Annotated in this window: 15 protein-coding genes; 10 read left to right on the top strand and 5 right to left on the bottom strand. The window is 66.3% G+C overall.

Features of this window, described 5'->3' with window-relative positions; genetic code table 11:
* The first annotated feature begins 281 nt into the window (after nucleotides 1-281).
* Genes AB1634_09280 through AB1634_09265 form a run of 4 tightly spaced genes read left to right on the top strand, consistent with a single transcriptional unit; the run spans nucleotide 282 to nucleotide 3,430 of the window.
* Complete coding sequence (locus tag AB1634_09280) at nucleotides 282-590, top strand: hypothetical protein (protein MEW6219706.1); 309 nt, start codon at nucleotides 282-284, stop codon at nucleotides 588-590.
* Nucleotides 574-1,710, top strand: a complete 1,137-nt coding sequence (locus AB1634_09275) for an FtsX-like permease family protein (protein MEW6219705.1) — start codon at nucleotides 574-576, stop codon at nucleotides 1,708-1,710. The genes AB1634_09280 and AB1634_09275 overlap by 17 nt, the downstream gene beginning before the upstream one ends.
* A 2-nt stretch (nucleotides 1,711-1,712) precedes the next feature.
* Nucleotides 1,713-2,441, top strand: coding sequence for an ABC transporter ATP-binding protein (locus AB1634_09270; protein MEW6219704.1), 729 nt, complete (start codon nucleotides 1,713-1,715; stop codon nucleotides 2,439-2,441).
* Nucleotides 2,438-3,430 (top strand): hypothetical protein, encoded by a 993-nt coding sequence (locus AB1634_09265; protein MEW6219703.1) that lies wholly within the window; start codon nucleotides 2,438-2,440, stop codon nucleotides 3,428-3,430. Before AB1634_09270 ends, AB1634_09265 begins: the two co-directional genes overlap by 4 nt.
* A 21-nt stretch (nucleotides 3,431-3,451) precedes the next feature.
* Here AB1634_09265 and rsmI read toward each other — a convergent pair whose 3' ends face one another.
* Genes rsmI through AB1634_09250 form a run of 3 tightly spaced genes read right to left on the bottom strand, consistent with a single transcriptional unit; the run spans nucleotide 3,452 to nucleotide 5,906 of the window.
* Complete coding sequence (rsmI, locus tag AB1634_09260; protein ID MEW6219702.1) at nucleotides 3,452-4,333, bottom strand: 16S rRNA (cytidine(1402)-2'-O)-methyltransferase; 882 nt, start codon at nucleotides 4,331-4,333, stop codon at nucleotides 3,452-3,454.
* Nucleotides 4,334-4,374: 41 nt separating this feature from the next.
* Nucleotides 4,375-5,172 carry a sensor histidine kinase gene (locus tag AB1634_09255; protein ID MEW6219701.1) on the bottom strand — a complete coding sequence of 266 codons (798 nt, stop codon included), beginning with the start codon at nucleotides 5,170-5,172 and terminating at the stop codon, nucleotides 4,375-4,377.
* Between the two features lie 26 nt (nucleotides 5,173-5,198).
* Nucleotides 5,199-5,906 carry a response regulator gene (locus AB1634_09250; protein ID MEW6219700.1) on the bottom strand — a complete coding sequence of 236 codons (708 nt, stop codon included), beginning with the start codon at nucleotides 5,904-5,906 and terminating at the stop codon, nucleotides 5,199-5,201.
* Between the two features lie 289 nt (nucleotides 5,907-6,195).
* Here AB1634_09250 and AB1634_09245 point away from each other — a divergent pair, with 289 nt between their 5' ends.
* The 5 genes from AB1634_09245 (at nucleotide 6,196) to AB1634_09225 (ending at nucleotide 21,456) form a co-directional block, all read left to right on the top strand.
* Nucleotides 6,196-6,717 carry a thioredoxin family protein gene (locus tag AB1634_09245; protein MEW6219699.1) on the top strand — a complete coding sequence of 174 codons (522 nt, stop codon included), beginning with the start codon at nucleotides 6,196-6,198 and terminating at the stop codon, nucleotides 6,715-6,717.
* 200 nt (nucleotides 6,718-6,917) lie between these two features.
* Nucleotides 6,918-7,271 (top strand): hypothetical protein, encoded by a 354-nt coding sequence (locus AB1634_09240; GenBank protein ID MEW6219698.1) that lies wholly within the window; start codon nucleotides 6,918-6,920, stop codon nucleotides 7,269-7,271.
* A 386-nt stretch (nucleotides 7,272-7,657) separates the two neighbouring features.
* Entirely contained in the window at nucleotides 7,658-9,148 is a 1,491-nt protein-coding gene (locus AB1634_09235) for a hypothetical protein (protein ID MEW6219697.1), read from the top strand.
* Between the two features lie 346 nt (nucleotides 9,149-9,494).
* A complete protein-coding gene (locus AB1634_09230) occupies nucleotides 9,495-20,570 on the top strand; it encodes a Calx-beta domain-containing protein (protein ID MEW6219696.1) in 11,076 nt (3,691 codons plus the stop codon).
* 16 nt (nucleotides 20,571-20,586) lie between these two features.
* Complete coding sequence (locus tag AB1634_09225; GenBank protein MEW6219695.1) at nucleotides 20,587-21,456, top strand: hypothetical protein; 870 nt, start codon at nucleotides 20,587-20,589, stop codon at nucleotides 21,454-21,456.
* Nucleotides 21,457-21,618: 162 nt separating this feature from the next.
* On the opposite strand, the gene speA is transcribed toward AB1634_09225, so the two are convergent.
* A complete protein-coding gene (gene speA / locus AB1634_09220) occupies nucleotides 21,619-23,601 on the bottom strand; it encodes a biosynthetic arginine decarboxylase (protein ID MEW6219694.1) in 1,983 nt (660 codons plus the stop codon).
* A 343-nt stretch (nucleotides 23,602-23,944) separates the two neighbouring features.
* Between speA and AB1634_09215 the strand changes: the two genes are divergently transcribed.
* Complete coding sequence (locus AB1634_09215; GenBank protein ID MEW6219693.1) at nucleotides 23,945-25,252, top strand: EAL domain-containing protein; 1,308 nt, start codon at nucleotides 23,945-23,947, stop codon at nucleotides 25,250-25,252.
* Between the two features lie 8 nt (nucleotides 25,253-25,260).
* Here AB1634_09215 and AB1634_09210 read toward each other — a convergent pair whose 3' ends face one another.
* Nucleotides 25,261-26,673 (bottom strand): cobyrinate a,c-diamide synthase, encoded by a 1,413-nt coding sequence (locus AB1634_09210; GenBank protein ID MEW6219692.1) that lies wholly within the window; start codon nucleotides 26,671-26,673, stop codon nucleotides 25,261-25,263.
* Nucleotides 26,674-26,819 lie beyond the last annotated feature (146 nt).

Raw genomic sequence — 26,819 nt, 5'->3', positions numbered from 1 at the left:
CCGCCTTTCTGATTCCCACCGCCCCCCACTTCAGGGCCGGTGGCCATCACCTACCGGCCGGGCCGGCGCCTCTTGGGACGCCGGGCCGGCCGAGTTGTTTTGCCGGCCACTCCCCCCAGCCGCAACCTATCGTCTCGCCGCCCTCCCTTGCGCTCCTGCCAAGGGGAGGCTATGGTGGGACCATGGCGACCTTGAGACGGCACCGCCCGCAGACCGGCTCCGGTGCGTTGACCTCAGCCTGGCCCACCAGGGCCTGACGAGCTTTCGGCCGGACACCGACCATGCGGCGCTCGTCGATCTTTCTGGTCGTCACCGCAGGCCAATTGCTGCTCCTGGCAGCGATGCTGCTCCATGCCCGCGGCGGCCAGGCCGCGGCGCGGGCCGAGCGAGAGGCACGCCAGGCCCTGGCCAAGGAACTGCGGCTCACCGATCTGTGTCTGTTTACCGAGGCCCGCTACACGCGGCACCCGGCCATGGCGGACCTCCATGCCGCCTTCCAGGACCATCCCCTGGCCCTGGAGCATTTTCCGTCCGGCTCGCTCGTATCCCCGCCATACTTTGCACGGGAGCGCCATGGGCAGTCCCCTTAACCGGCAGCGGAAGGTGATCGACTTCGCGCTTTCCTCGCTGGCGCGGCGCAAGGCCAAGAACCTCGCCCTGCTCGCGGTCTACACGCTGATCGTCTTTGTGTGCGCCTCGCTCATCTTCTTCGTCCAGGCCATGAAGCGCGAGGCTTCCCTGTTGCTGGCCGGCGCACCGGACATGGTGGTGCAGCGGCTCCTGGCCGGCCGGCATGACCTCATCCCCGCCGACTACGGTCAGGCCATCGCCGCCATCCCCGGGGTGCAGGCGGTCACGCCCCGCCTGTGGGGCTACCTGTACGATCCGGCCTATGGCGCCAACTACACGCTGATGGTGCCCACCGACGATCCCCCTGCCCCCGGCCTCGTGCGGGTGGGCCCGGGCGTGGCCCGGATCATGGGGGTCGGCCCCGGCGACCTGCTGCCGCTGCGTGCCATGACCCGGGACTCCGTGCTGCTGGATGTGGAGAAGACCCTGGCCCCCGAAACGGAGCTGGTGGCGGCGGACCTTATCCTTCTGGCGGAAGACGACTTCCGGAAGCTCTTCCAGTTCCCGGCTGGCCGGGCCACGGATCTCGCCGTCACAGTGGCCAACCCCAACGAGCTGGTGACCGTGGCCTCCAAGGTGGCGGCGCTCTATCCGGACGCCCGCCCCATCCTGCGCAGCGAGATGGAACGAACCTACGACGCCTTGTTCGACTGGCGGGGTGGCATGATGGTGGTGGTCCTGGCCGCGGCCCTTGTCTCCTTCATCATCTTCGCCTGGGACAAGGCCGCCGGGCTTTCCGCCGAGGAGCGCCGGGAGATCGGCATCCTCAAGTCCATCGGCTGGGAGACCGGGGACGTGCTGCTGCTCAAGCTTTGGGAGGGCATCGCCGTCTCCCTCACCGCCTTCCTCTTGGGCGTGCTCCTGGCCTATGGCCATGTCTTCTTCTTCTCCGCTTCGCTCTTCGAGCATGCCCTGAAGGGCTGGGCGGTGCTCTATCCCCGCTTCCGGCTGGTGCCGGAGATCGACGCCTACCAGCTCGGCGTGCTCTTCTTCCTGTCCGTCATCCCCTATACCGTGGCCACCATCATCCCCTCCTGGCTGGCGGCCACGGTGGACCCGGACGCGGCCATGAGGTCGTGAGCGTGATCGAGCTTTCCGGGGTGAAGAAGCGCTTCCACGTGGGCCGGGCCAACGAGCTTACCGCTGTGGACGGGGTGGACCTGACGGTGCACCAGGGACAGGTGACCGTGCTGAAAGGACCGAGCGGCTCCGGCAAGACCACCCTCCTCTCCCTCATCGGCTGCATGGCGCGGCCCAGCGAAGGCCGGATCCGGCTCCATGGCCTCCGGCCGTCCTTTGCCCCGGAGCAGGCGGACGGGACCGGGCTTGACATCTCCAGCCTGCCGGAGCGGTTTCTCACCGAGATTCGCCGCGCCTTCTTCGGCTTCATCTTCCAGCACTTCAACCTCATCAAGGGCATCACGGTGCTGGAGAATGTGCTCTTGCCCACCTATCCCACCGAAGCCGACTATCATCAATCCCGGCAGCGGGGCCTGGCGCTTCTGGCGCTGTTCAGCCTCGAACGCCACGTCTTCTCCCGGGTCGACTGGCTGTCCGGCGGTGAGCAGCAGCGGGTGGCCATCGCCCGCGCCCTCATCAACGACCCTGGCATCATCATCGCCGATGAGCCCACCGCCCATCTGGACAGCACCTTGTCCCGGGAATTCATGGCGATCGTCGGCAGGCTGAAGGCCGAGGGCAAGACGGTGATCATCGCCAGCCACGACCCCATCGTCCACGACTCGCCCCTCGCCGACACGGTGATCGAGATGCGGGACGGCCGGATCGTAGCCAACAGCGCGGCCACATGATCCAACATCCGGGGATTCTGGCGATTCTCGGGGCATCGCTTCTGGCCAGCCTGCTCCTGGTCTACGCCGCCGGCCTCGGCGTGCGCATTCTCAGAAGCTGGCGACCGGACAGCGGCAGTGAGCTGCAGCTGTCTTTGGAGCGCCGCACCTATCTGGTCTCCACCATCCTGGGCCTGGTCTTCGCCTTCGAGATCGCTTCGCTGTTCCTGTTCATCTTCACCGCCGATCGCCTCCACAGCCAGTTCGTCGGCGCCATGTGCGCGGCCGGCAGCCTGGGCGCCAATGCCTTCGGCTATCCGGCCCTGCTGGCGAAGATGGTCGCCTGCTTTTGGGCCGGGGTCTGGCTCATCGTCAACCATGCTGACACCAGAGGCTACGACTATCCCCTGGTGCGCTTCAAATACGGGATGCTCTTGGGCCTCGTCCCCCTGGTGCTACTGGACCATCTTCTGGTCTACCGCTATTTCACCGGACTTGCGGCGGATGTCATCACCTCCTGTTGCGGCAGTCTGTTCAGCGTCGAGCAGGGAAGCCTCTCGGCGGATCTGGCCGCGCTGCCGGCCCGGCCGATGATGAAGGCCTTCTATGGCTCCATGGCGGCCACCCTGGCCGCGGGGCTGTTCTTCCGCTGGCGGGGTCGCGGCGCCACCCTGTTCAGCGCCCTCAGCCTGGCCAGCCTGCTCATCGCCGCTGCCTCCCTGCTCTCGTTCATCTGCCTCTATCTTTACGAGCTGCCCACCCACCACTGCCCCTTCTGCATGCTGCAAGAGGAGTATGGCTACCTGGGCTACCTGCTCTATGCCTGCCTGCTGGGCGGCGGGGTGGCCGGCCTGGGCGTCGGCGTACTGGCCCTCTGCCAGGGGCCGGCGAGCCTCAGTCGGGTCATTCCGCCCCTCCAGCGCCGGCTGGCCACGCTGGCCATCAGCCTCTACGCGGTCTTCACCCTCATCGCCAGCTACCGCATGCTGGCCACGCCCTTCCGGCTGTGATTCAGAGCCAGCGGCCGCTGCTCAGCCGTCGCCGTCCCCGCCGGCTCCCGGCTCCCGCCAGATGTCCAAGGCCAGGCGGTAGACGTCGCCCCGGGCCAGGCCCAGGTCCTTGGCCACCTGCCGGGCCGCATCCTTCAGGGACAGCCCCCCCCGATCCCGATACCAGCGCAGGATCGCCGGCACTTCGGCTCCGGCCGATGGCCTGTCCGGCCGGGGCTGGGCCCCGATGAGGAGCACCAGCTCGCCGCGAACCCGCTCCTGGCCGGCCAGCTGCGCCAACACTTCGGCCAGGCGGCCGACGAGCATCTCCTCGTGCAGCTTGGTCATCTCCCGGGCCAGCAGCACCGGCCGGTCGCCCAGGATCGCCAGGCAGTCGCTCAGGGTGGCAAGGATGCGTTGCGGGGTCTCGTAGCAGGCCAGGGCAAAGGGCTCCTGGGCCAGATCCCGGAGGAGCCCCTGGCGCTCCCCGACCTTGGCGGGCAGAAAGCCCACGAAAAGGAAGGGCACAAAGCCAGGCCCTGCCGCCGACAAGGCGCAGGCCAGAGCCGAAGGTCCCGGGATCGGCACCACCGGGATGCCCGCCTGTCGGGCCCGCTCCACCACCAGTGCCCCGGGGTCGGCCAGGCCCGGAGTGCCGGCCTCGGAAACCAGGGCGATATCGGCCCCGGCCAGCAGACGGCGGACAAGGCGGTCGGCCTGCTCCGCCTCCCGGTCCTTGTAGCAGGAGACGAGGGGCGTGTGGATGCCGTGCCGGGCCAGGAGCTTTCGGGTAGTGCGGGTGTCCTCGGCTGCGACCAGAGTCACCGCCCGCAAGGTGGCCAGGGCGCGGAGGGTGATGTCCTCCAGGTTGCCGATGGGGGTGGCGACCACGAACAGCCGGCCGGGGGCTATGGACGCGCTCATGATCCCGGGCCGAGCCGGACAGGGCCAGACTGGCTGCCGGCTCAGGCGGCCGGCAGACTGAGGCGGAAGCGACTGCCCGTCGCGGCGGTCTCGCATTCGAGGCTGCCGCCGCTGTCGCTGGCCAGGAGGCGACCCAGGAAGAGGCCCATGCCCGGATGGCCTGGCCGGGTGGTGAAGAAGGGGGCGAAAATCCGCTCCCGGTCGGCGTCCAACACCGGTGGGCCGCTGTCCTCGAACAGGGCCAGCACCCGATCGCCCTCCACCTCCGTGGTGATGGTAAGCCGTGGCGTCTCAGACTGCCGCAGGTTGTCGACCGCGTTCTCCAGGAGGATGAAGACAATCTGATGTGCCGGAACCACCCCGCGATGCAGGGGCGGCAGACGGGGAGCCAATCGCAGCTCCCGGCTCACCTTGTGCTTGAAGAAAAGGTCGGCCTGCAGGAAGGCCAGCTCATCAGCGATGACGGTGTTGAGGGTGCAGGTACTGCCGAGGCTTTCATCGGCGGCCTCAGTGCCCATGATCTGGCGGACGATCTCCTGACAGGCCGCCATCTCGGCCTGCAGCTGATCCATGACCCGGAAGCGGGCCTCCAGAAGACCCTTGAGCTCGTGCACCTGCTCACGACTGGCCTCTGGCAGCTCGGCTGCCTCCAGCCGATCGACGATGGGCAGTGCCCGGCTGAACATCCAGCGCAGGAGCTCGGCATGCATGGAGAAGACCTGCAAGGGGCCGTTGAGGTTGTGGACAAACCCCCGCAGCAGTCGCCCCACCGCCGCCTGGCGGTAGAGGGACAGGGCGTAGCCCTGCCAGGGCCGGGTATCCTCGGCAGCCGACTCCATTTCTTGTCCCCCTCCGGCCCCGGGCCTCAGCCCGCAGCCGCCTGGTCGATGAGCTTCCTCTTCAGCCGCCCGAACTCCTCTTCCGAAAGGAAGCCGTCGCGGCGGAGCCGAACCAGGGTTTCCAGATCGGCCAGCAGGGCGCTGGAGCCGGGGCCGGTACGGTAGTAGGATGGCGGCAGGCTCTGGCCCGCCCACAGGGCGCCGGCCACGTCCAAAACCGCGTCCGGCACCACGTCGGCAGCCTTCGTCTGGTCCTGCTGTCCCAGGTGGCTCAGCGTCTCGACGGCGGACTCCAGATCCTGGCGCAGCTGCCGGTTCTCCCGCTGGAGGCGGATCCGCTCCGCCGCCTGGCGGACGATGATCCGGATCTCCTCCAGGTTGAAAGGCTTGCGCAGAAAATGGTAGGCCCCCTCCTGCACGGCCTGCAAGGCGTTCTCCACCGAGGCGAAGCCGGTGATGATCACCACCAGCGCCTGGGGGCACAGCTGCCGGGCTTGGCGCAGCACCTCCAACCCGTCACAGCCAGGCATGGCATAGTCGGTGATCACCAGGTCAACGGTCTCCCGCCGCAGCCGCTCCACGGCATCGATCCCGTTATAGACCAGCTCCACCGAGTGGCCCTCGGCGCGGATGATCTCCGCAAGGACATTGCCCACCGTGGCTTCGTCGTCGGCAATCAGGACTCGAATCCGAAGCGTCTCCTCTTCTGGCAGGCCTTCCTGGTGCTCAGCCAAGGCTTCCTCTCATGGCAGGCAGGGTGACAGCGGGGGGCATCCCGGCGCGGGATACCCGATCATAGCCTGGGGCTGGCGGCTTGGCAAGCGCGGCTGCCGCGGCAAAGAGCTGGTCGATCCCGCCGTGTCTGCTGCGGCGCAGCCCCCATCTTCCCCTTGCCAATCGGCCGCAATCGGGCATCATGAGGCGACACCGGCCGCTCCTGCCTCGTGACCGCGCGGCGGGGAGCATGTGACGGACCATCCTTTCCCCAGCTCTGGGGGCGCGAGGGACAACAGGAGGCAAGTCATGCCATCCCCTTGGGAAGTCGCCCTGCCCAGGACCATCAAGATCGGCAACGCCTCCATCGGCCTCCTTGGCCTGGATCAGGCCTTGGCCAAGGTGCTGGCCGACCCGGCTCTGGGCGAGGCCCAGGCGGTGGAGGCGCTCCTGGCCGCGATCGGCCGGGACAACTACATCCCGACGGGCAGCGAGCCTGCGTACCGGCAAGCCCTGGGCCATCTCTACCGCCAATTGTCCGGCCGGGAGCCTATGGGGGAGGCGCTTCTCGTCATCCGCATCCTGGGCAAGGCCTGCCTGGGCTGCAACAATCTGGAGAAGACGGTGCTTGCCGTCTTGCAGAGGCTCGGTGTCGCCGCGGACGTGGAATCGATCCACGACCCGGATGAGATCTGGCGCCACGGCGTCCTCACCACCCCTGCCCTGATGATCAACGGCGAAATCCGCGCCGCCGGCCGTCTGCCGACCCCAGCTCAGGTGGAGGCCTGGATCCGGGCCGCCCTGATGTCCAAGGCGGACCGCCGCAGCTGACACAGCAGGAGCAGCCCCTTTTCTGCATCAAGGGTGATAAAAGCCTTTCCCGCGCCGGTCGAAACATGCTATATCTAGCCACCGAATCGGCGCCTGGGCAGGAAGTCCGGGTCGGCCAACCCCAGTTTGGGAGGGAAGAGCGGGTCATGGGATACGGATCACCAGAACGGGCCATCCGAGGCATCGACCGGAAGCGGGAGATGGAACGACGCTATATGCTGGCCGAGGTGTACAAGCGGGCCGAGACCTTGGCTGTCAAGCTGGTCAGTCGCCTTTTGGAAGCCCACATCGTCGAGACCACCTCGGACCGGGAGCTGCGGGAGGCCTTCGTCGACGTCCTGCGCCGTCTCAGCGACATGGAGGAGTTTGACATCCAGTACAAGACCGCCCCCATCCGAGGTCTGGTAGCCAACCCCAACTTCATCAGCCTCTATCTCACCCAGTACATCATCGAGGACCTTCTCAACCATCGCCATATCCAGGACGTCTTTGGTGACGACCTGCAGATCTATCAGGTGGTGGACTCGGTCATCAGCAGCGTCCGCCCCGAGTAAGACCCCTTCCCAGCACCTCCCCGAGCGATCCCGCCTCCTGGCACCGCGTAGCCCCCTGGCCTCGCATGCGTCCCGCTTGTCTTCTTCGGCGGCCGTCAGCCTGGCCACGGCCCAGGGTCTGGAGTATTGCCGCCCAACCGTGCTAGAATGGAGCTGGCGTTGTCCGCAGCTCCTGACAGCCTTGGCCGGAAAGTCCGTGCGCGGAGCAGCAGATGCCCGTATAGTGCTGCCCATGGGCTGGCGGGACACCCAGCCCACCCGGCCGACCGGTGGTCAACAATGCCAGAGGCACCGGGCCATTGGCCGTTGCCTGGGGAAGCCCGTCCCCAGCGGCGGCTGGCGGCCACCTGATCATGGACATGGACCGACTTCCCGGGGATTCCGCCATGCTCGCGTCCCGAATGCCTGCCAGCCTTGCCCGGCACGCCATGCTCGTTGCAGCCTTGTCGTGCGCTGTGGGCCTCACCAGCACCGCCGTTGCCGATCCGCCGCCACCACCACCGCCGCCACCTGGAACGTACACCGCATCAGCGCACGGCAGCGCCACCTCCGGCGTGGACCGCTCCACCGTCGACGGCTCGTTCGCCAGCCTGGCCAAGGGCAACTGCGGCCATTGCCACGAGCAGCATGCCAGCGTCGGTGGCAGCGAGCCGCTGCCCAACGCCCCGCCTGGGCCCAGCCTGGCCCTGGGCTTCGGCAGCGAAGAGGCCCTGTGTGAGACCTGTCACAACGGCACCGTGGTGAGCCGGGACGTGGCAGCCCAGGTGGACAAGGCCTACGGCCACCCCATCGACGACCCCGCCCTGGCGGACCGCCATAGCATCGGCAAGAAGGAGGCGGGCCAGAACGGCCTCCCCTTCCGGGGCACCAAGCGGCATGTGGAGTGCGCCGACTGCCACGAGCCCCACAGCATCGGCTCACCAGGCTCCACCCTCCACTCCTTTCAAAGCGGCAGCTCCGGCAGCAACAACCTGGTCTCCAACCCCATCAAGGGGGTGTGGGGCGTGGAGGTGAGCGTCGAGCCCTCCTGGGGCAGTGCTGCCACCGCCAGCTTCACCGAGCAGAAGCCGGCCACCAAGGAGTACCAGATTTGCTTCAAATGCCACACCTACTACGCCCTCCAGGACGGAGACGGCGTCACCATCCTCACCGGCCCATCGGGCCAGCTGGTCACCGATCAGGCGGTGGAATTCAGCAAGAGCAACCGGTCCGTGCATCCGGTGCGGGTGGGGCTGACCAGCCAGACCGCGTCGGTGGCCCCCAAGGCCCTCACCGCCGCCCAGATGAAGACCCCGTGGGATACCGAGCTGGGCACCCAGACCATGTACTGCTCGGACTGCCACGGCAACGACACCACAGCCCCTACCGACGGCCGCGGTCCCCACGGCGCTGACAGCCTTTACATGCTGGCCGGTCCCGACAACACCGAGTGGCCGCGCGCGTCCCTGAACAGCGACGAGCTGTGGGACCTGGACGATGTCCGGAACAACCGCTTCAGCTGGTCCACGAAGCTTCTGTGCGCCAAGTGCCATGTTCTGTACTCCGGCGGCGCCTGGACGAACGGGGTGCACACCGCCCACGACTCCCGGGCCTTCGACGACAACCCGTGGAAGGACGCCTACATCAATGGCGTCCCCTGCGTCACCTGCCATGTGGCCGTGCCCCACGGCAGCAAGCGCAGCCGGCTCATCGGCTACCGCACCGACCCCGAGCCGTACCTGCTCCTGGATGACAAGCACGGCAACGCCCCCTTCCCGGTGGTCACCGGCTTCAAGAAGGCCAGCACCCCCAGCAGCTACGCCGGCACCCACTGCTACCTGCCGGCGGGCACCGGCTGCGGCAGCCACGGCACCAACGACGGCGGCTACGATCCGTAAGCGATTGTCTTCCGCGACGCTTCACCTCCGGCCTGCCCCGTCCATGGACGGCGGCGGGCCGAGGTCGTTTTCCGGCCTCGCAGTTCAGCGAAACGATGCACTGCTCGGTGTCCGGCCCACAGCCCGTCCTCCCTGCGACCCGCCCCTGACCGCCTGACGAATCGCCTTTGTGAATTTGGTTCACAGTGCGCCCCACCCTTGAGAAGCTGCCCCCGATTGTTCGGCCACCATTGACCCGCCTACAATAGAAGCTAGGCGGGTGTGGCCTGTGTCCCTGCAGGCTGGCGACCGCCGTCCCCGCGGTCACGATGGCCTGACGAATCCTTCCGATCCAGGCGGGCTTCCCATGAGAGCAACGACAGCTACCGGCCGGAATCTTTCGCGGCTGCCGCAAGAACTGCGGCTGGCCGCCCATCCCACAGCTCTTGCCGCCATCAGAGGCCCAGCCGGGGTGGCGGACAAGACGCTCCGGACTTCCGCCGTGGACGCTGCCAAAGGACCATTGACCGGCATCGTGCTGGCGCTCGCGCTCGTGTTGGGTATGGCCGGCACGGCTCAGGCCGGCATCTACAACGTCACCAAGACCGCCGACACCCTGGATGGGGCGTGCGACGCCGACTGCTCACTGCGGGAGGCGCTCCAGGCGGCCAATGCTGTGGCCGGGCCGCACACCATCAACATCCCCGCCGGCACCTACCTCATCACCAGGGCCGGTGCGGAGGAGAACGCCAACTCCACCGGCGACTTCGACGCCACAAAGGCGGTCAACTTTGTCGGGGCGGGCCGGGATCTGACGATCATCGACGGCGGCAGCGCCGATCGGCTCTTCGACGAGCGGACCGCCGCCACGGCCATGACCTTCACCGATCTGACCCTGCAGAACGGCACGCTCCTGACCGCCACCCGCAACGGGGGCTGCGTCTATTCCCTGAGCGGCAGCATCACCTTCACCAGGACCAACGTCACCGGCTGCACGGCCACCAATGTCGGCGGCGCGGTCTGGACCAACAGCGGCTCCACGGTCACGGTCGACAATTCGACCTTTTCCAACAACACCTCAGGCACCGGCTCCACCATGCATGGCGGCGCCATTGTCGCCGGCCCGGTCACGGTCTCCAACGGCTCGACCTTCACCAACAACACGAGCGGCGGCCATGGCGGCGCCATCTACGCCCAGGGCGCCCTCAACATCACCGGCTCCACATTCAGCAGCAACCATGCCGACACCTCCTCGTGTAACGCCGGTGCCGTCTACGGCAGCACGACGATCAACGTTACGGATTCCACGGTTTCAGGGAATACCGCGGGCAACGACGGCGGTGGGGTGATGTCCAACGGTGGCGATATCACCATCACCCGGTCCACCATCTCCGGCAACCAGGCCGGCAACCGCGGCGGTGCGGTGTACCGGCTCGGGATTGTCAAGATCTACAATTCCACCATCTCCGGGAACTCCTGCGGCAGCACCGGGGCGCAGAAGCAGGGCGGCGGTGTCTATGCCCAAACCGGCACAATCACCAACAGCACGGTCTACAGCAACGCCACAGCCCTGACCAACGGTGGCGGCGGCGTCTACTCAACGAGCAACTGCACGTATACGAACAGCATTGTGGCCAACAACACCGCCGCCGGTGCTGCCAACAACTGCGCTGGTCTGGGCAAGACCTCTGCTGGCTGGAACATTGAAAGCGCCAACACCTGCTCGTTCGGGCAGGCCTCGGACATGGCCAATACCAACCCGCTGCTCAACGCCTTGGAGAGCAACGGCGGTCCCACCCAGACCCATGCCCTGCAGGCCGGCAGCCCCGCCATCGACAAGGCCGACAATGCGACCTGCGCCAGCGCCAACATCGGCAATCTCGACCAGCGCAGCCAGGCCCGGCCAGTGGACGGCGACGCCGTGCCCGGCGCGGTGTGCGACATCGGGGCCTTCGAGTATGTGTCAGTGGCCAACAACGCGCCGGTGGGCGGCTATGCCGCCGACAATGTCATCCCGGCGGCGCAGATCAGCCAAGCCACGAACGGCTCCGGTGTGGTCACCATCAACTGGAAGGGCCGTGACGCTGAAAGCAACAACGTCACCCTCAAGACCTTCCAGTACTCCGTGAACGGTGGCTCCTCCTGGAGCGCCCCCACCAACGGTGACAACTCGGCCGCCCTGTCCACCAACTGGGACGACAACGGCGGGGCCGGCTGGTCGACCGCCACCACCTTCGGCGCCGCCACCGCCCACAGCTTCACCTTCAACACCAGGCACGCCGATGTCACCGGTCTTGATGGGGTGGACCAGGCCGACGTGCAGGTGCGCTTCCTCCTGCGCGACGGGGTGGCGGACAGCGCGTCACCCGCCACCTCGGAGTCCTTCCCGGTGGACAATCTGGCGCCCACCGCCACCATCACCTCGGCGGCCTACGACGCTCCCAGCGATACCCTGACCATCACCGGCACCAGCTTCGACACCATTGCCGCGGTCTCGACAAACATCAAAGACCTGGTGGACTGGAGCAAGCTGGTCTGGGACATCAACGGCGACAATGCGGTTTCCGCCAACATCACCTTTGCGCTGGGCGATGTCGCCAGCCTCACCATCACCGGCGCCACCACCTTGACCCTGGTCTTCACCGGCGCCAAGGGAGCGGCCATCGAGGCCACCGGCGGCTACAGCAACATTGGCGGCGCCGACACCCTGGATGTCACTGCCGGCTTTGCCAGGGATTCCTTTGGCAACGTGGCCACCACCGACGGCCGGGCGGACGGCGTGCTCACCACCCCAGCGGTCGCCAAGACCGTGGGCTGCCCGGGCAGCCCGTTCACCAGCATCCAATCGGCCATCGATGACGTGAGCACCGGGACCGGGGATACCATCACAGTCTGCGACGGGACCTATGCGGAGCAGATCACCTTCCCCAGCGGCAAGAACATCACCGTGGTGGCGCAGAATGGCCCCGCCGTGACCATCATCAATCCCTCCGTGGCGGGAGGGGCAGTGGTCTTCGCTGGTCCTGCGACTCTGGAAGGCTTCACCATCGACAACGATGGACACTCCAACGCCAGCTGCCGGGGCATTCAAGTCAATGCCGGCACGCCGACCATCAGGAACTGCGTTGTCGAGGACGGCTATCCGGGAACAACCAGTGGCAATCGCCCCGGCATTTACATTTCTGGCAGCGATGCCGGTGCGACGCTGGACGGCACCACCGTGCGCAACAACAGCTCCAACCAGTACAACTACCACGTTGTTTTCGAAGGACCATCCACCGGCGTCTTGTCCATCATCAACAACAGCGTTATCGGTGGCGGCAGCTCGGCCGGTGGCGTCAATGTGGCCAATGTCGGCACCACGACCACCATCTCCGACTCGACCATCAGCAACAGCACCGGCCAACGGGGCATCAATGCCAGCAGCTCTCCCCTTTCGATCAGCAACAGCACGATCAGCGGCAACCAGGGCGGCATCTCGATCTCCGGTTCCACCGCCACAATCACCAACAGCTCCATCAGCAACAATACTGTTGCCGGCTCAGGCATCGGTATTTATGCCGACAGTGGCGCCGAGCTCACCATCACCGGCTGCACCATCAATAGCAACACCACAACCTCAAGTGGCTATGGCCACGGTGCGGGCATTCACCTCAATGGCGCCAGCACGGCCACCATCTCGAAAACCAGAATCCAGGGCAACAGGGGCTACCATGGCGGCGGTCTCTACCTCCAGGCCGCCAGCTCTGCCACGCTGACCAACTGCTGGATCACCGGCAACGACGCCCAGAACAACCAATACGCCGGCGGCGGCGGGCTCTACGTTACCGGCGCCTCCTCCACCGCGACCCTCGTCAACTGCACCCTGGCCGGCAACTATGCCATCTGGTTCGGCGGCGGCCTGGTGCTGACCAGTGGCGGCGCGGCGACCCTGAAGAACAGCATCCTGTGGGACAACAACGCCGGAGGGGGCGGCGCCCCCAACATATCCGGATCGCCCGCGGTCACCTATTCGGATGTGGAAGGAGGGTTCGCTGGGGAGGGCAACATTGCTGGCGGCGCCGACCCGTTCTTTGCGGACCTGCAACTGGCCGGCAGCGGCACCCCGACGGCGGCCGGCGACTTCGATCTGACCGCCAACTCCACCGCGGTGATCAATGCCGGCACCCCAACGGATGCCCCGGTCGATGACATCCACGGCGATGTCCGCATCGGCAATCCGGATCTGGGTGCGGATGAGTATCCAACCGGGGGCAACACCGCGCCGGTGGGCGGCTACACGGCGGACAACCTCATCCCCCAGACCCAGATCAGCCAAGCCACCGACGGCTCCGGCCTCATCACCATCAACTGGAAGGGACGCGACGATGAAAGCAACAACGTCACCCTCAAGACCTTCCAGTATTCGGTGAACGGCGGCTCGTCCTGGGCCGCGCCCACCAACGGCGACAGCTCGGCCGCCCTGTCAGTCAACTGGGACGACAACGGTGGGGCCGGCTGGTCGACCGCCACCACCTTCGGCGCCGCCACCGCCCACAGCTTCACCTTCAACACCAGGCACGCCGATGTCACCGGCCTGGATGGGGTGGACCAGTCCGACGTGCAGGTGCGCTTCACCCTGAACGACGGCACGGCCGACAGCGCCTCGCCCACCACCTCGGAATCCTTTCGGGTGGACGACTTGGCGCCCACCGCCACCATCTCCTCGGCCACCTACAACGCCGCCACCGACACCCTGACCATCACCGGCACCAGCTTCGACACCATTGCCGCGGTCTCCACTGATATCAAGGGTTATGTGGACTGGAGCAAGCTTGTCTGGGACGTGAACGGCGACGGTGGCACCAGCGCCAACATTTCCTTTGTGCTTGGCGATGTCACCAGCCTTACAGTGACCAACGCCACCACCCTGACCCTGGTCTTCACCTCGGCCAAGGGCACGGCCATCGAGGCCACCACCGGCTACGGCTCCACCGGCGGCGCCGACACCCTGGATGTGACCGCCGGCTTTTCCAAGGATGCCTTCGGCAACGCCGCCACCACCGACGGGGTGGCGGACGGCCCGATCGGCTCCACCATCTCGGGCACGGTCTATACCGATGAGGGCGTCAGCACCATTGCCGACGGCACCACAATCCGTCTGCTGGTCAACGGCCAAAGCGCGGGAGCGGACACCACTTCAAGCGGTGCTTACTCCATCACCACCATGATCAGCGCCGGTGATGCGATCCTGGTTTACGTTGATGACGGCGCCGGCACGAATGACGCTGCCACGGTCACAGTGTCAAACGGCAGCGCGCTGTCAGGGCTGAACATCTACAAGAATCGTGTCATCACCCGTCACGACAACTCCGGCGCGCTGACTAATGCCTTGATGAGCACCGCCAAAGGCGCTTATAGCGACACCGATATCCTCTATTCGGTGTCCGGCGGCAACCTCACCACCACTGGCGCCAACACCGAGCTCTTTGTCTGGGCCGGCCACACCTTCGCCCCGGGCGGCACTGTTAGCACCCAACACATGGATATTAACGGCACCCTTTCCGCTGCGACAAACGCGATCAACGTCGCAGGCAACTGGGACGCCACCGGCGGGAGCTTCACCTCCACCGGCACCGTAACCTTCAACGCCGCGAGCGGCACCATCACCATCACCTCCGGCGGTATCGACGAGAACCACGACTTCCAGAACATCGTCTTCAACGATGCCGGCGGCACAGCCACCTTCCAACTGAGCGGGGCGATATCAGCCAGGGGCGACCTCACCATTACCGATGGCATCTTTACCTCGGCGAATTTCGGGGTGACCGTGGACGGCAATCTGACCGACACGGCGGCCGGGCGTTTCGTGGCCAATGCCTCGACGATTTCCGTGGGCGGCGACGTGACGCTCAACCCCAATAACAGTGCCACTGAAAGCGCCGACTTCAACAACGCCTCCCTGGTACTGTACGGGGCCGCGAGCACGCTCACCTACAGCAATCTGAATGCCTCATGGGACAATGGATTTCAAAACCTGACCGCGGGCCAGAATGGGGTTGTCGATACCCTGGTCGGCAACATTTCCGTGCGCAACAGCCTGACACTGGGCACGGGCGGAATCACCTCTGCCTCCTACATCTATGTGACCGGCTCTGGCGACGTGCTGTTTTTCGACCCTGCCTCCACCTTGACGCTCAGCACCCTGCTCATCGGCAACCGGTCCGGAGGCAGCGTCAACCTGCCCACCCTGACGACAGGCTACAATGCCAGGATTGAAGTGGGCGGAGGCCAATCGACCGTAAACCAGACCGGCCCGGTGACCGCGACCCAGTTTACGATCGGCTGCGCCGACGGCTCCAACCCGGTCCCCTCGTGCACGCATAACACCAATGGTTTTGCTCTGACCGTAAACGGCAACATGTGGATGGGAGTTGCCGGCGATACAGGCACCAAGACACTCAACACTGGCGCCAGCACTATCAGCGTCAAGGGCAATTTCGAAATCAGATCGGCCCAGTGCGCCTTCAACGCCGGCACCTCAACCGTCATACTGAACGGCATCACCGACCAGTCAGTGACCACCAGCAACAAGACTTTCAACCACCTGACCATCAACAACACCGGTGCGGCCGGCAGTGACGACATCATTATCAGCGGCACGCTGGATGTAAACGGCACGCTCACCATCACCGATGGCGATCTCGACATCAGCACCAATAACCCTGCTGTAAATACCGCCGGCAATGTGACGATCGGAGCCAGCGGCTCCATCGACACCAGCGCCCGCACCGCCAGCTGGACCTTTGACGGCACCAGCCTTCTGACCGACAGCTCCGCCACCGGCCCACAGCAACTGGGCAACGTGGTGCGCAGCTCGACTAGCCTCACGCTGGGAAGCTCGGCAAAAATGAAGAGCTTCACCAACAACGCCGCCGGCGCCATGAACCTTGGCGCCAGCGGCTACACCCTGGAGCTTACCGGCACTGGCACACCGCTTGCTAACAGCGGCACCTTCACCGCCGGCACCTCCACGGTGAAGTACACCGGCACGAGCACCGCCACCAACATCGCCACCGTGGCATACAGCAGCCTGGAGCTGGCCCCGGCCGCGGCCACCATCTATTCGCTTACCGGCAACCTGACCGGCGCCAATGCGCTCACCAGCAGCCTGACCATTGGCGCCGATGCCACGCTCACCACCACCGCAAGTAGCTACAACCTGGCCCTGGCCGGCAACTGGAACAACAGCGGCGCCTTTACCGCCAACAACGGCACGGTCACCCTGAATGGCACCGATCAGAGCCTCGCTGGCTCGACCACCTTCAACAACCTGACCAAGACCACCGCCGCCGGCACCCTGACCTTTGCGACCGGCGCCACCACCACGGTGAGCGGCACCGCCACCTTGCAAGGCGCCTCGGGGCAGTTGCTGAGCCTGCGGTCCTCGGCCCCGGGCACAAAGTGGTATTTCACCCTGCCGCTCGGCGCGAACAAGGACGACATCGACTTCGTGGATGTGCAGGATTCTGATGCCTCTGGCTCGGATGCGTCGCTGAAGCCCATCAACCCCGGCAATTCCACGGACAGTGGCAATACCATCGCCTGGTTCGACACCGCTCCCGTCGGCGGCTACACCACGGACAACGTCATCCCCCAGGCCCAGGTCAGCCAGGCCACGGACGGCTCCGGCCTCATCACCATCTCCTGGAAGGGACGCGACAATGAAAGCAACAGCGTCACCCTCAAAACCTTCCAGTATTCGGTCAACAACGGCTCGTCCTGGTCAGCTCCGACCAATGGCGATGGCTCGGCATCCCTTTCTGCCACTTGGAGCAACAACGGTGGGGCCGGCTGGTCGACCGCCACCACCTTCGGCGCCGCCACCGCCCACAGCTTCACCTTCAACACCAGGCACGCCGATGTCACCGGCCTGGATGGGGTGGACCAGTCCGACGTGCAGGTGCGCTTCACCCTGAACGACGGCACGGCCGACAGCGCCTCGCCCACCACCTCGGAATCCTTTCGGGTGGACGACTTGGCGCCCACCGCCACCATCTCCTCGGCCACCTACAACGCCGCCACCGACACCCTGACCATCACCGGCACCAGCTTCGACACCGTGGCAGCACCTGCCACGGATATCAAAGACCTGGTGGACTGGAGCAAGCTGGCCTGGGACATCAACGGCGATAACGCCACCACCGCTGACGTTACCTTCCTGGTGGACGATGTCTCCAGCCTGACGGTGGCCGATGCCACCACTCTGACCCTGGTCTTGGCCTCTGCCAAGGCAACCGCCATTGAAGGCAACGCCGGCTTCAGGGTCGCCGGTGGCAATGACACCTTGGATGTCACCGCCGGCTTCCTCAGGGATGCAGTCGGCAATGCCGCCACCACAGACGCGGCCGCTGACGCGGCCCTGGGCGATATTACCCCGCCTGGCGCCGCAAGTGATCTGGCCAGCGGCACAACCACCGCCAGCTCGGTGCAGCTGACCTGGACGGCGCCCGGCAACGACGCTACGGTGCTGACCGCAGCCAGCTACGACATCCGCTATGCGACCAGCAACATCACGAACGACACCGACTTCAGCAACGCCTCCCCGGCAACCGGTGAGCCCGCTCCCAGCGTGGCGGGCACCGGGGAATCATTCACGGTCACAGGGCTGAGCCCGAACACCCTGTATTACTTTGCCGTCAAGACGACCGACGATTCCACCAACACCAGCACGCTGTCCAATATCGCGAGCACCACCACCGCTGCAGGCGGCAGCACGATGATCCTGCATCCGTCAGGCCTGGCCAGCAACCCCGGCTCCTACGCCACCACCGGGGGGGACTGGGCCGATGTCCTCGACAGCAACGACGGCGATACGACCTATGCCAGCCGATGCTGCACCGGCCCGACTGTCAAGTTCTGGGTGGATATGGATGACCCGACCGGACTTGCAGGCGCCACCCTGAACAGCATCACCTTCCATGCCGCTGTCAGAAACACCAGTTCCGACCACAGCGTCAATCTCGGCTATATGACCGATGGCGCAAGCACCGTATGGTACGGCTCTGCTGTCGTCACGGCGGGGGCAGCGTACACCCTGCTTTCGTCCGCTCCCTATACCACCGACTCGACCGGCGGCGCGTTGGATCTCGCCGACCTGAACAATCTGCAAATTGCCGTGGATCGCATCGGCACCGGCCCCTCGGCCCTGAGAGTGACGGAGATCTATGCGGTCATCGATTACACTCCCGGTGCCAACAACGCCACCGTCGCCGGCGCAGCTGCCGCGGTGGCCAATGGTGACACCGCCATCAGTGTCTCCATGCCCTACACCGATGACGCCAACGCCGATAACACCTACACGGTGCAGTACAAGCTGAGCTCCTCCGGCACCTGGCTGGACTGGGGCACCAACCCCAAGGCCCATACCGCGAGTCCGTATGCCACCACCATCACGGGCTTGACCCCAGGGGAGACCTACGACGTCCGGCTCACCTACAACGACGCCGACGGCGTCACCGGCACCAACCCGCAAACCGTGTCGAACATCGCCCTCCCGATCCGGAGCGTCAGCCTCACCACCGCCGCGCAAGGGGTAGCGGAAGACGCCGGCACGGTTACGGTCACGGCCACCCTCTCTGCCACCAGCGGCGCCACGGTGACCGTGCCCTTCACCGTAGCCGGCACAGCCACGGGCGGCGGCACGGACCACAACCTGGCCAATGGCAGCATTACAGTCACGGCCGGTCAGTTGACCGGGACCACCAGCTTTGCGGTCACCAACGACACCCTGGACGAGAACGACGAAACCGTGGTCGTCACCATGGGCTCGCCCACCAATGCCAGCGCGGCATCGCCTACCGTGCACACCGTGACCATCACCGACAACGATGCCACACCGACGGTGAGCTTCACCACCGCCTCCCAAGCCACGGCCGGCGAATCCGGCACCGCCACCATCACCGCCCAGCTCTCCGCCGCCAGCGGGCTTGCCGTCACCGTGCCCTTCACCGTGAACGGCGCCAGCACCGCCACCGGTGGCGGCACCGACTATTCGATCTCCGCCAGCCCCGTCACCATCAGCCCCGGTGCCACCACCGCTACGATCACCGTGACCGTGGCTGCGGATACCCTGGACGAGAGCAACGAGACCGTGGTCGTCGATATGGGCACCCCGACCAATGCCACGGCCAGCGGTACCACCAGCCACACGGTCACCATCACCGACGATGACGAGCCGCCGGCGGTAAGCTTTGCCAGCGCCTCCCAGGGGGTGGGCGAAGGGGCTGGCACGGCGACGGTGGCTGCCAGCCTTACCGCCCTGAGCGGCAAGACGGTCACGGTGCCCTTCACCGTGGGCGGCACCGCCACCGGTGGCGGCATCGACCACAATCTGGCCAACGGCACCATCACCATCACCGCGGGCCAGCTCACCGGCTCGACACAGTTCACGGTCACGGACGACCCGGACGTGGAGGGGAACGAGACCGTGACCCTCACCATGGGCAGCCCGACCAACGCCACCCCGGGTGCCACCACCGTCCACACCGTGACCATCACCGACAACGATGGGGTCCCCGACACCACGCCGCCCGCCGCCATCACCGACCTGACCGCCAGCGCCACCGGGCCGGACTGGGTGGCCCTGACCTGGACCGCCCCCGGGGACGATAACAACGATCCCGGAACCGCCACCACCTACGACGTCCGTTTCGCCAAGGCGGCGATCACCGCCGGCACCTGGGCCGCGGCCACCCCGGTGGCCGCGGTACCCGGCCCGGCGCTCCGGGGCACCACCGAGCACCTCACCGTGTTCGGCCTGGAATCCAATACCATCTACCACTTTGCGGTGAAGACGGCGGACGAGGTCCCCAACCTCTCCGGGCTGTCCAACAGCCCCAGCGGCAAGACCAGCCTGCTGGACCGCTGGAACATGGTCTCCTGCCCGCTCATCCCATCCCCCGCTGACACCGCCTCGGTGTTCGGGGACGATGCCAACCTGAACTGGATGTTCTACTGGACCTCCACCTGGGACGAGGTGCAGCCGGCGCCGGAGGAGTTTGGCTACTATTCCGACGTGATCGGCGGCACCGCCAATGCCCAGGCGACCGTGGTCCAGCCCGGTCTGGGGCTCTTTGTCTGGGCCAGCGGGCTGACCAGTCTCACCGACGCCGCGGGCGCCGCCAACACCAGCCCGTCCACCACCATCGCGCTGCAGGCTGGCTACAACCTGGTCGGCAACCCGTACGACGCCATGGTGGCCTTGAGCTCCTGCAGCGTCACCTACGGATCGACCGTGAGCTACAGCACTGCCGTGACCAACGGCTGGATCGGCAACGCCCTCTACATCTGGGACGGCTCCACCTATGTCTCGGCCTCCTGGGCGCAGGCGGTGCTGGAGCCATGGAAGGCGTACTGGCTCTTCTCCTACCACGCCCTCGACCTGACGGTTTACAAGCCTTAGAGGAGGATGGTCCGCCATGGGAAGGTCATTCCGGGCATTGATCCTGATCCTGATCCTGCTGCCCTGGCTCCTGGCCACCGGCGCCCTGGCCAATCCGCTCCAGGCCGCCAAGATGCGGGCCGCGGCCAGCCGGCCGGCGGCCGCCACCGTTGCCGCCGAGTGGCGACTCACCCTCATGGTCTCCAGCGGCGCCGCCCTGTACGACTACTGCATTCTGGGCGTCAAGTCCGGGGCCACCGACGCCCAGGACTTCGCCTGGGACGTGCCGGCCATGCTGAGCAGCATGAACAGCGCCCGCCTCTTTCTCTACGCACCGCATCCCGAGTGGCAGGGGGTCTTCTCGTCCTTCCGTGAGGACATCAAGGCGCCAGCCTCGGTCGTGGAATGGACCGTGGAGGTGTCCGGCAACATCAGCGGGCCGCTTCTTCTGGAATGGCCGGATCTGGGCAACCTCCCGGATCTCCAGGCAACCCTGGTGGATGTGGCCGACAACAACCGCGAGCATGACATGCGGGCCCAGCCCTCCCTGACGTTCCCCTACGATTCCCAGGGGCCGCGGCAGTTCAAGATCCGGATGGCCAGCCCTGCCCCACCGCCCCAGGACACCCTCCACTGTGCCTTCCGGAACGACCAGGCGACTGTGCTCTACTGGGACCAGCTGGCGGGGGGAGACACCGTGGCCGGCTATCTGGTCTTCCGCAAGATCGGCGAGGGGTCCTACACGCGGCTGACCAGAAAGCTCGTCAAGAAGAGGTATTTCCTCGATCGCCTCGCCGCCTTGCCAGCCGCCGCTCGCACCGGCCCGCTCACCTACTGCGTCTTGGCGATCAGCCGCAGCGGCGAGCTTGCCGATCACACCAACGAGCTGACCACCCCAGTGCCGTAAGGGTGCCAGCCGTCAGGGTTACGGCTGGGCCGTGGCACCCGAGCCTTGGGGAGACGGCATGGACGGGAGGGGGAGGACAAGAAGAGCCTGGCGCATGCGGTCCGACGGCAGGTGCTCGAATCGGACCTGGTTGGGAGGGGGACCAGGGAAGAGGAGGCCGGGCTACAGGAGCTCCAGGTAGGTGTAGCGCTTCAGGCCCCGCTCGTACTCGGCCAGGAGCCGCATGGCCTCGTTGGGCTTCAGGCGGTCCTCCTTGATGGCCCGGTCGAACTGGGCTTTCATGGCGCGGGCCAGCTCGGTGCCGGAGTACTGGACCATCTTGAGCACCTGGTGCATGGTGGTGCCCGGGATGGTCTCCTCGATGTAGTACCCGGAGTCCTCATCCGGGTCCAGGAAGACGTGGGCCTCGTTGACCCGGCCGAAGAGGTTGTGGAGGTCGCCCATGATGTCCTGGTAGGCACCGGTCAGGAAGATGCCCAGGTAGTATGACCGGCCGTTCATGGCATGGAGCGGCAGGGTGGGCTTGCCCTCCTCGTAGAGATCGATGAAGCGGGACACCCGGCCGTCCGAATCGCAGGTGATGTCCACCAGGGTGCCCCGCCGGGTCGGCTCCTCGTCCAGGCGGTGCAGGGGCATGATCGGGAAGAGCTGGCCGATGCCCCAGTGGTCCAGCAGGGACTGGAAGACCGAGAAGTTGCAGATGTACTGGTCGGACAGATCGTTCTCCAGATCCACCAGCTCGTCCGGGGTGTAGTCGGCATCCCGGAAGGCGGCCCGCACCCGGCGGCCGATCTCCCAGGCCAGGGTCTCCACGGCTGCCTTCACCTCCAGATCGATGAGGCCGAGGTTGAAGTGGCTTTGCACCTCGTCCTTGAGGTGCTGGGCGTCGTGGAGCGCCTCCAGGGGGTGGTGGGGGTTGATGTGCGTGAGGGTATGCCAGGCCTCGTCCACCAGCTTGTGCTCCACCGGCGGCTTGTCCACCACCGCCTCGTCCGGCAGCTTCTGGATGTGGCCGAAGGCCTCCACCACCAGCACCGTGTGATGGGCCACCACCGCCCGGCCGCTCTCGGTGACCACCACCGGATGGGGCACCTTCTCCGCGTCGCAGACGTCCATGATGTTGTACACCACGTCCCGGGCGTACTCGTTCAGGGAGTAGTTGATAGAGGACGAGTAGACGGTGCGGCTGCCGTCGTAGTCCACACCCAGGCCACCCCCCACGTCGAGAAAATCCAGGCGGTGGCCGTTCTTCACCAGCTTGGCATAGAACATCGCCGCCTCCCGGACCGCCTTCTTGATGGCCATGATCTCCGGGATCTGGGAGCCGATGTGGAAGTGCACCAGCCGCAGGCAGTCCGCCAGGCCGGCGGCCTTGAGCATGGCCGAGGCCTGCAGGATCTCCCGGGTGGTGAGCCCGAACTTGGCGTTCTCGCCGGCGCTCTCCGCCCACAGGCCCCGGCCTCTGGCCTGCAGGCGCACCCGCACCCCAAGCATCGGGGTCACCCCCAGGGGCTCCGCCAGCCGGATGATGCGCTCCATCTCCTCGATCTTCTCTGCCACCAGGATGATGCGCTTGCCCAGCCGGACGCCCAGGAGGGCGGTCCGGATGAAGTGGTCATCCTTGTAGCCGTTGCAGACGATGAGGGCCTCCGGATCATCGTGGACGGCCAGGGCGGCATAGAGCTCCGGCTTCGAGCCCACCTCCAGGCCGTAGTGAAAGGGTCGGCCGGCATCCAGGACCTCTTCCACCACCTCCCGGAGCTGGTTGACCTTGATGGGATAGACCCCCTGGAAGCGGGAGCCGTAGCCCAGCTCCTGGATCGCCTCCTGGAAAGCGGTGTGGATCCGCTCCACCCGGTTGCGCAGCAGATCCTGGAAGCGGATCAGCATCGGGAAGTGCAGCCCCCGCTCCAGGGCCTCGTCGATGACGTCCAGGAGGGGAATGGTGCCGCCCCCTTCCTTGAGAGGCCGCACCACCACCCGGCCCTGGGCGTCGATGTCGAAATAGCGCAGCCCCCAGCGCTCGATGCCGTACAGCTCGCGGCTGTCGTCGATGGTCCAGGCTGCGTCGGTATCGCTGGTCACCCGGTCATCCTCCTGGCCGTGCCGGCCTCCGGCCGCGTACGGCAGCCGGATCAGAATCATGGCGCAAGCGGCTGGTCGAGCCTCCGCCCGTGCGGCCAAAACAAAAAAAGATACCGGATCCGGCGCCGTTTGCAACGCCGATGCCGATCTGCCCCGGACGCCATGGCTGGCACCGGTACCTCCGTCGCCCGACTCCCACAGCTCTCATCGCTGCCATAAATCCCATGAGGCCTTGGGAGCCACAGGACCCATGGGACGGAATCCAGAGCCCTTGGCAAGCTCGGGGAGACGGCCGCCACCCCTGGCCGGCACTGGCTTTCGGCTTCTGGCCGCCCAGGCATTCGTGCTATAGTGAGGGGTGGCCATGGCGCCACCCGTCTTCTCATCCTTTGGAGGCATCTCCATGTCCGAGGACCGACGTCCGGACCGGGTCACGGTGGATATCCATGAAGGCTTCTATTTCAACCACCGCCTGGGGCTGCCGACGGTGGTCCGGGAGTACGAGCGGATCGAGACCATCTTCCGGGACCTCCAGTACATGGCCTGCATCACTGTCCAGGTGGACCAGCTGCACAAGGTGGAGTACCGGTACGGCTCCATCGTCTACAACAGCCTGCTCACCACGGTCACCGACCTCCTGAAGGAGCTGAAGACCAAGGCCTTCCGGGGCGAGGACATCTTTGTCGTCGATCTCTTTGACGTGGACACCTTCGTCCTCTTCCTGTCGGCGCCCCGGGAGACCCGCACCCATCTCCTCAACCACCTGGAGACCATTGCCGAGCGGCTGCGGGTCGGCCTGGAGGAGGCCTCGGCCCGGCTCTTCTACCCCTACCTCAAGGAGTTCTTCACCCCCACCATCGGCTATGCCCTGGTCATCCACAACCCCATGCTGTCGCCCATGCGGCTCATCATGCAGCTGGTGGCCTCCGCCAAGTCCATGGGCGAGTTTCTGGCCGCCAAGCAAGGGTACCGCAGCAAATACACCCTGCAGAAGATCATCATCGAGCAGGAGATCCAGACCGTCTTCCAGCCCATCGTCGACCTGACCTCCTTCGAGGTCCTGGGCTATGAGGCCCTGTCCCGGGGGCCCGAGGGCACCGAGTTCACCAACCCCCAGCGGCTGTTCAGCCTGGCCGCCAAGTCCGGCCTCTCCTTCGAGCTGGACCGGCTGTGCCGCAAGAAGGCCTTCGAGCGGATCCGCCATCTGGCCACCGACAAGAAGATCTTCGTCAATACCCTGACCATGACCATCCACGACCCCGAGTTCCGGGGGGTCTATCTCAAGGAGCTCCTGGAGGACCTCCGGATCAAGCCGGAGAACGTGGTCTTCGAGATCAGCGAGACCCTGGCCATCGACAACTACGAGCTCTTCCGGGAGGCCCTCCGGGACTACACCGATATCGGTATCGTCCACGCCGACGATGACCTCGGCACCGGCTACGCCCACCTGGAGCGGATCATGGAGCTGTCCCCCGGCTACATGAAGGTGGACCTGTCCTTCGTGCGCGGCATCGAGCAGAGCTTCATCAAGCAGGAGATCATGCGCGCCATGCTCAACCTGGCCAAGGGCATCGGCTCGATGGTGATCGCCGAGGGCGTCGAGACCCCGGAGGAGCTGGACAAGCTCCGGCGGATGGGGGTGCGCTACGGCCAGGGCTATCTCTTTGCCCGCCCCAGCGAACAGCTGCCCGTGGTCAACGCCGTGCTCTGAGGCCGGCCTCAGCCCCGCCAATCCCGGGCCCGGGCCACGATCCAACCGGCCCAGCCCGGCAGACCGATGCTGTGCACATGGGTGTAGAGGGCCAAAACATTGCCCTGCATCACCCCATCCCGGCCATCCACGAAGCCCACCCCCCGCTCCACCCGGCAGGCCAGCATCTCCGGGCTGCCCTGCCAGTCCATGACCTGGCTGTAGCGGAACTCGTGACCCCGGATGCGAGTGCCCACGGGATAGAAGGGATTCGGCTCGTCCACCACCATCTCGGTGTAGCCATGGGCCTGGGGCCGGCGCTGGAGGGTGAAGCGTACCGGCAGGACGCCGGCCATGGGGAAGGTTTCTCCGGACACGGTCAGGGACTGGCCCAGGTACATCAGGCCGCCGCACTCAGCGTACACCGGCAGGCCGGCCAGGGCCGCCTGCCGGAAGGAGTCCCGGAACGAGACATTGGCGGCCAGCGTGGCGGCCTGGGTCTCGGGAAAGCCGCCACCGATGTAGAGGGCATCCAGCTCCGGCAGGGCCTGGTCGGCCAGGGCCGAGATCGGCACCAGGATCGCCCCCTGCGCCGCCAGGGCCTCCAGATTCTCGGGGTAGTAGAACTGGAAGGCGGCATCCCGGACGACGCCGATCCGCACCCGGCGGCCGACCACCGGCGGGGCAGCGGCAGGCGCGGCCGGCATGGCGCTGGCCACCGCCGGCATGCCGGCCCAGATCCGCTCCAGATCGCAGGAGCTGGCCATGAGAGCGGCCAGCTGGCTCACCACCTGGCCGGCCGCCCCGTGCTCGGGGGTGGGGGTGAGCCCCAGGTGGCGCATGGGCACGGCGTCCTCGTCCTGGCGCGGCACCGCTCCCAGGACTGGCAGACCGGTGAAGTACTCCACCGCCTCCCGCACCACCTTCTCATGCCGGGGCCGGGCGATCTGGTTCAGGATCACCCCTTGGATGACCAGATCCTGGTCCATATGCCGGCAGCCCAGGACCATGGCCGCTACGGTGCGGGTGGCCTTGGTGCAGTCCACCACCAGGAGCACCGGCACCCCCAGGAGGCGGGCCAGCTCGGCCGAGCTGTAGGTGCCGGTCAGGGTGACGCCGTCGAAGAGACCGCGGTTGCCCTCGATGAGAGCCAGCTCCGCCTGCCGGGCATGCCGGTGGAAGGAGGTGAGCAGGGCGTTGGTCTCCATGAGGAAGGGGTCGAGGTTGTAGCACGGGTGCGCAGCGGCGAGCCCCAGCCAGCCGGCATCGATGTAGTCCGGCCCCTTCTTGAAAGGCACCACCTGCCGGCCTTGGGCCCGGAAGGCCGCCGCCAGCCCCACCGCCACGATGCTCTTGCCGGATCCGCCCTTGAGGGCCGCCACCAGGGCGCCCCGGAGGGGGATCTTGGCCGGTACCGCTGCAAGGGGAGTGGGATTGGCCATGGCTGTCTCCTGGACAGGGAGGGGGGACGGGGATCGGCAGAAGGCCCTGGCTCGATATACGGCCTGGTGGGGCTTCTTGTCAACGGCCGGCCGCCACTGTGGCCCTGCAATCCAGCGCCGCATGGGCGAGGCGTGCCTCGCCCGTA

The sequence above is a fragment of the Thermodesulfobacteriota bacterium genome (assembly GCA_040755095.1).
Taxonomy (GTDB): Bacteria; Desulfobacterota; Desulfobulbia; order Desulfobulbales; family JBFMBH01; genus JBFMBH01.
The sequence above is the reverse complement of the archived record's forward strand: the minus strand, read 5'-3'. Positions and strand labels throughout refer to the sequence as shown.

What these genes read in the sequence shown, in the direction of transcription:
- AB1634_09280 (MEW6219706.1), top strand. Translation starts at nt 282, where the DNA reads ATGCGGCGCTCGTCGATCTTTCTGGTCGTCACCGCAGGCCAATTGCTG.
- AB1634_09275 (MEW6219705.1), top strand. Translation starts at nt 574, where the DNA reads ATGGGCAGTCCCCTTAACCGGCAGCGGAAGGTGATCGACTTCGCGCTT.
- AB1634_09265 (MEW6219703.1), top strand. Translation starts at nt 2,438, where the DNA reads ATGATCCAACATCCGGGGATTCTGGCGATTCTCGGGGCATCGCTTCTG.
- rsmI (MEW6219702.1), bottom strand. Translation starts at nt 4,333, where the DNA reads ATGAGCGCGTCCATAGCCCCCGGCCGGCTGTTCGTGGTCGCCACCCCC.
- AB1634_09255 (MEW6219701.1), bottom strand. Translation starts at nt 5,172, where the DNA reads ATGGAGTCGGCTGCCGAGGATACCCGGCCCTGGCAGGGCTACGCCCTG.
- AB1634_09245 (MEW6219699.1), top strand. Translation starts at nt 6,196, where the DNA reads ATGCCATCCCCTTGGGAAGTCGCCCTGCCCAGGACCATCAAGATCGGC.
- AB1634_09240 (MEW6219698.1), top strand. Translation starts at nt 6,918, where the DNA reads ATGGAACGACGCTATATGCTGGCCGAGGTGTACAAGCGGGCCGAGACC.
- AB1634_09235 (MEW6219697.1), top strand. Translation starts at nt 7,658, where the DNA reads ATGCTCGCGTCCCGAATGCCTGCCAGCCTTGCCCGGCACGCCATGCTC.
- AB1634_09230 (MEW6219696.1), top strand. Translation starts at nt 9,495, where the DNA reads ATGAGAGCAACGACAGCTACCGGCCGGAATCTTTCGCGGCTGCCGCAA.
- AB1634_09225 (MEW6219695.1), top strand. Translation starts at nt 20,587, where the DNA reads ATGGGAAGGTCATTCCGGGCATTGATCCTGATCCTGATCCTGCTGCCC.
- speA (MEW6219694.1), bottom strand. Translation starts at nt 23,601, where the DNA reads ATGATTCTGATCCGGCTGCCGTACGCGGCCGGAGGCCGGCACGGCCAG.
- AB1634_09215 (MEW6219693.1), top strand. Translation starts at nt 23,945, where the DNA reads ATGTCCGAGGACCGACGTCCGGACCGGGTCACGGTGGATATCCATGAA.
- AB1634_09210 (MEW6219692.1), bottom strand. Translation starts at nt 26,673, where the DNA reads ATGGCCAATCCCACTCCCCTTGCAGCGGTACCGGCCAAGATCCCCCTC.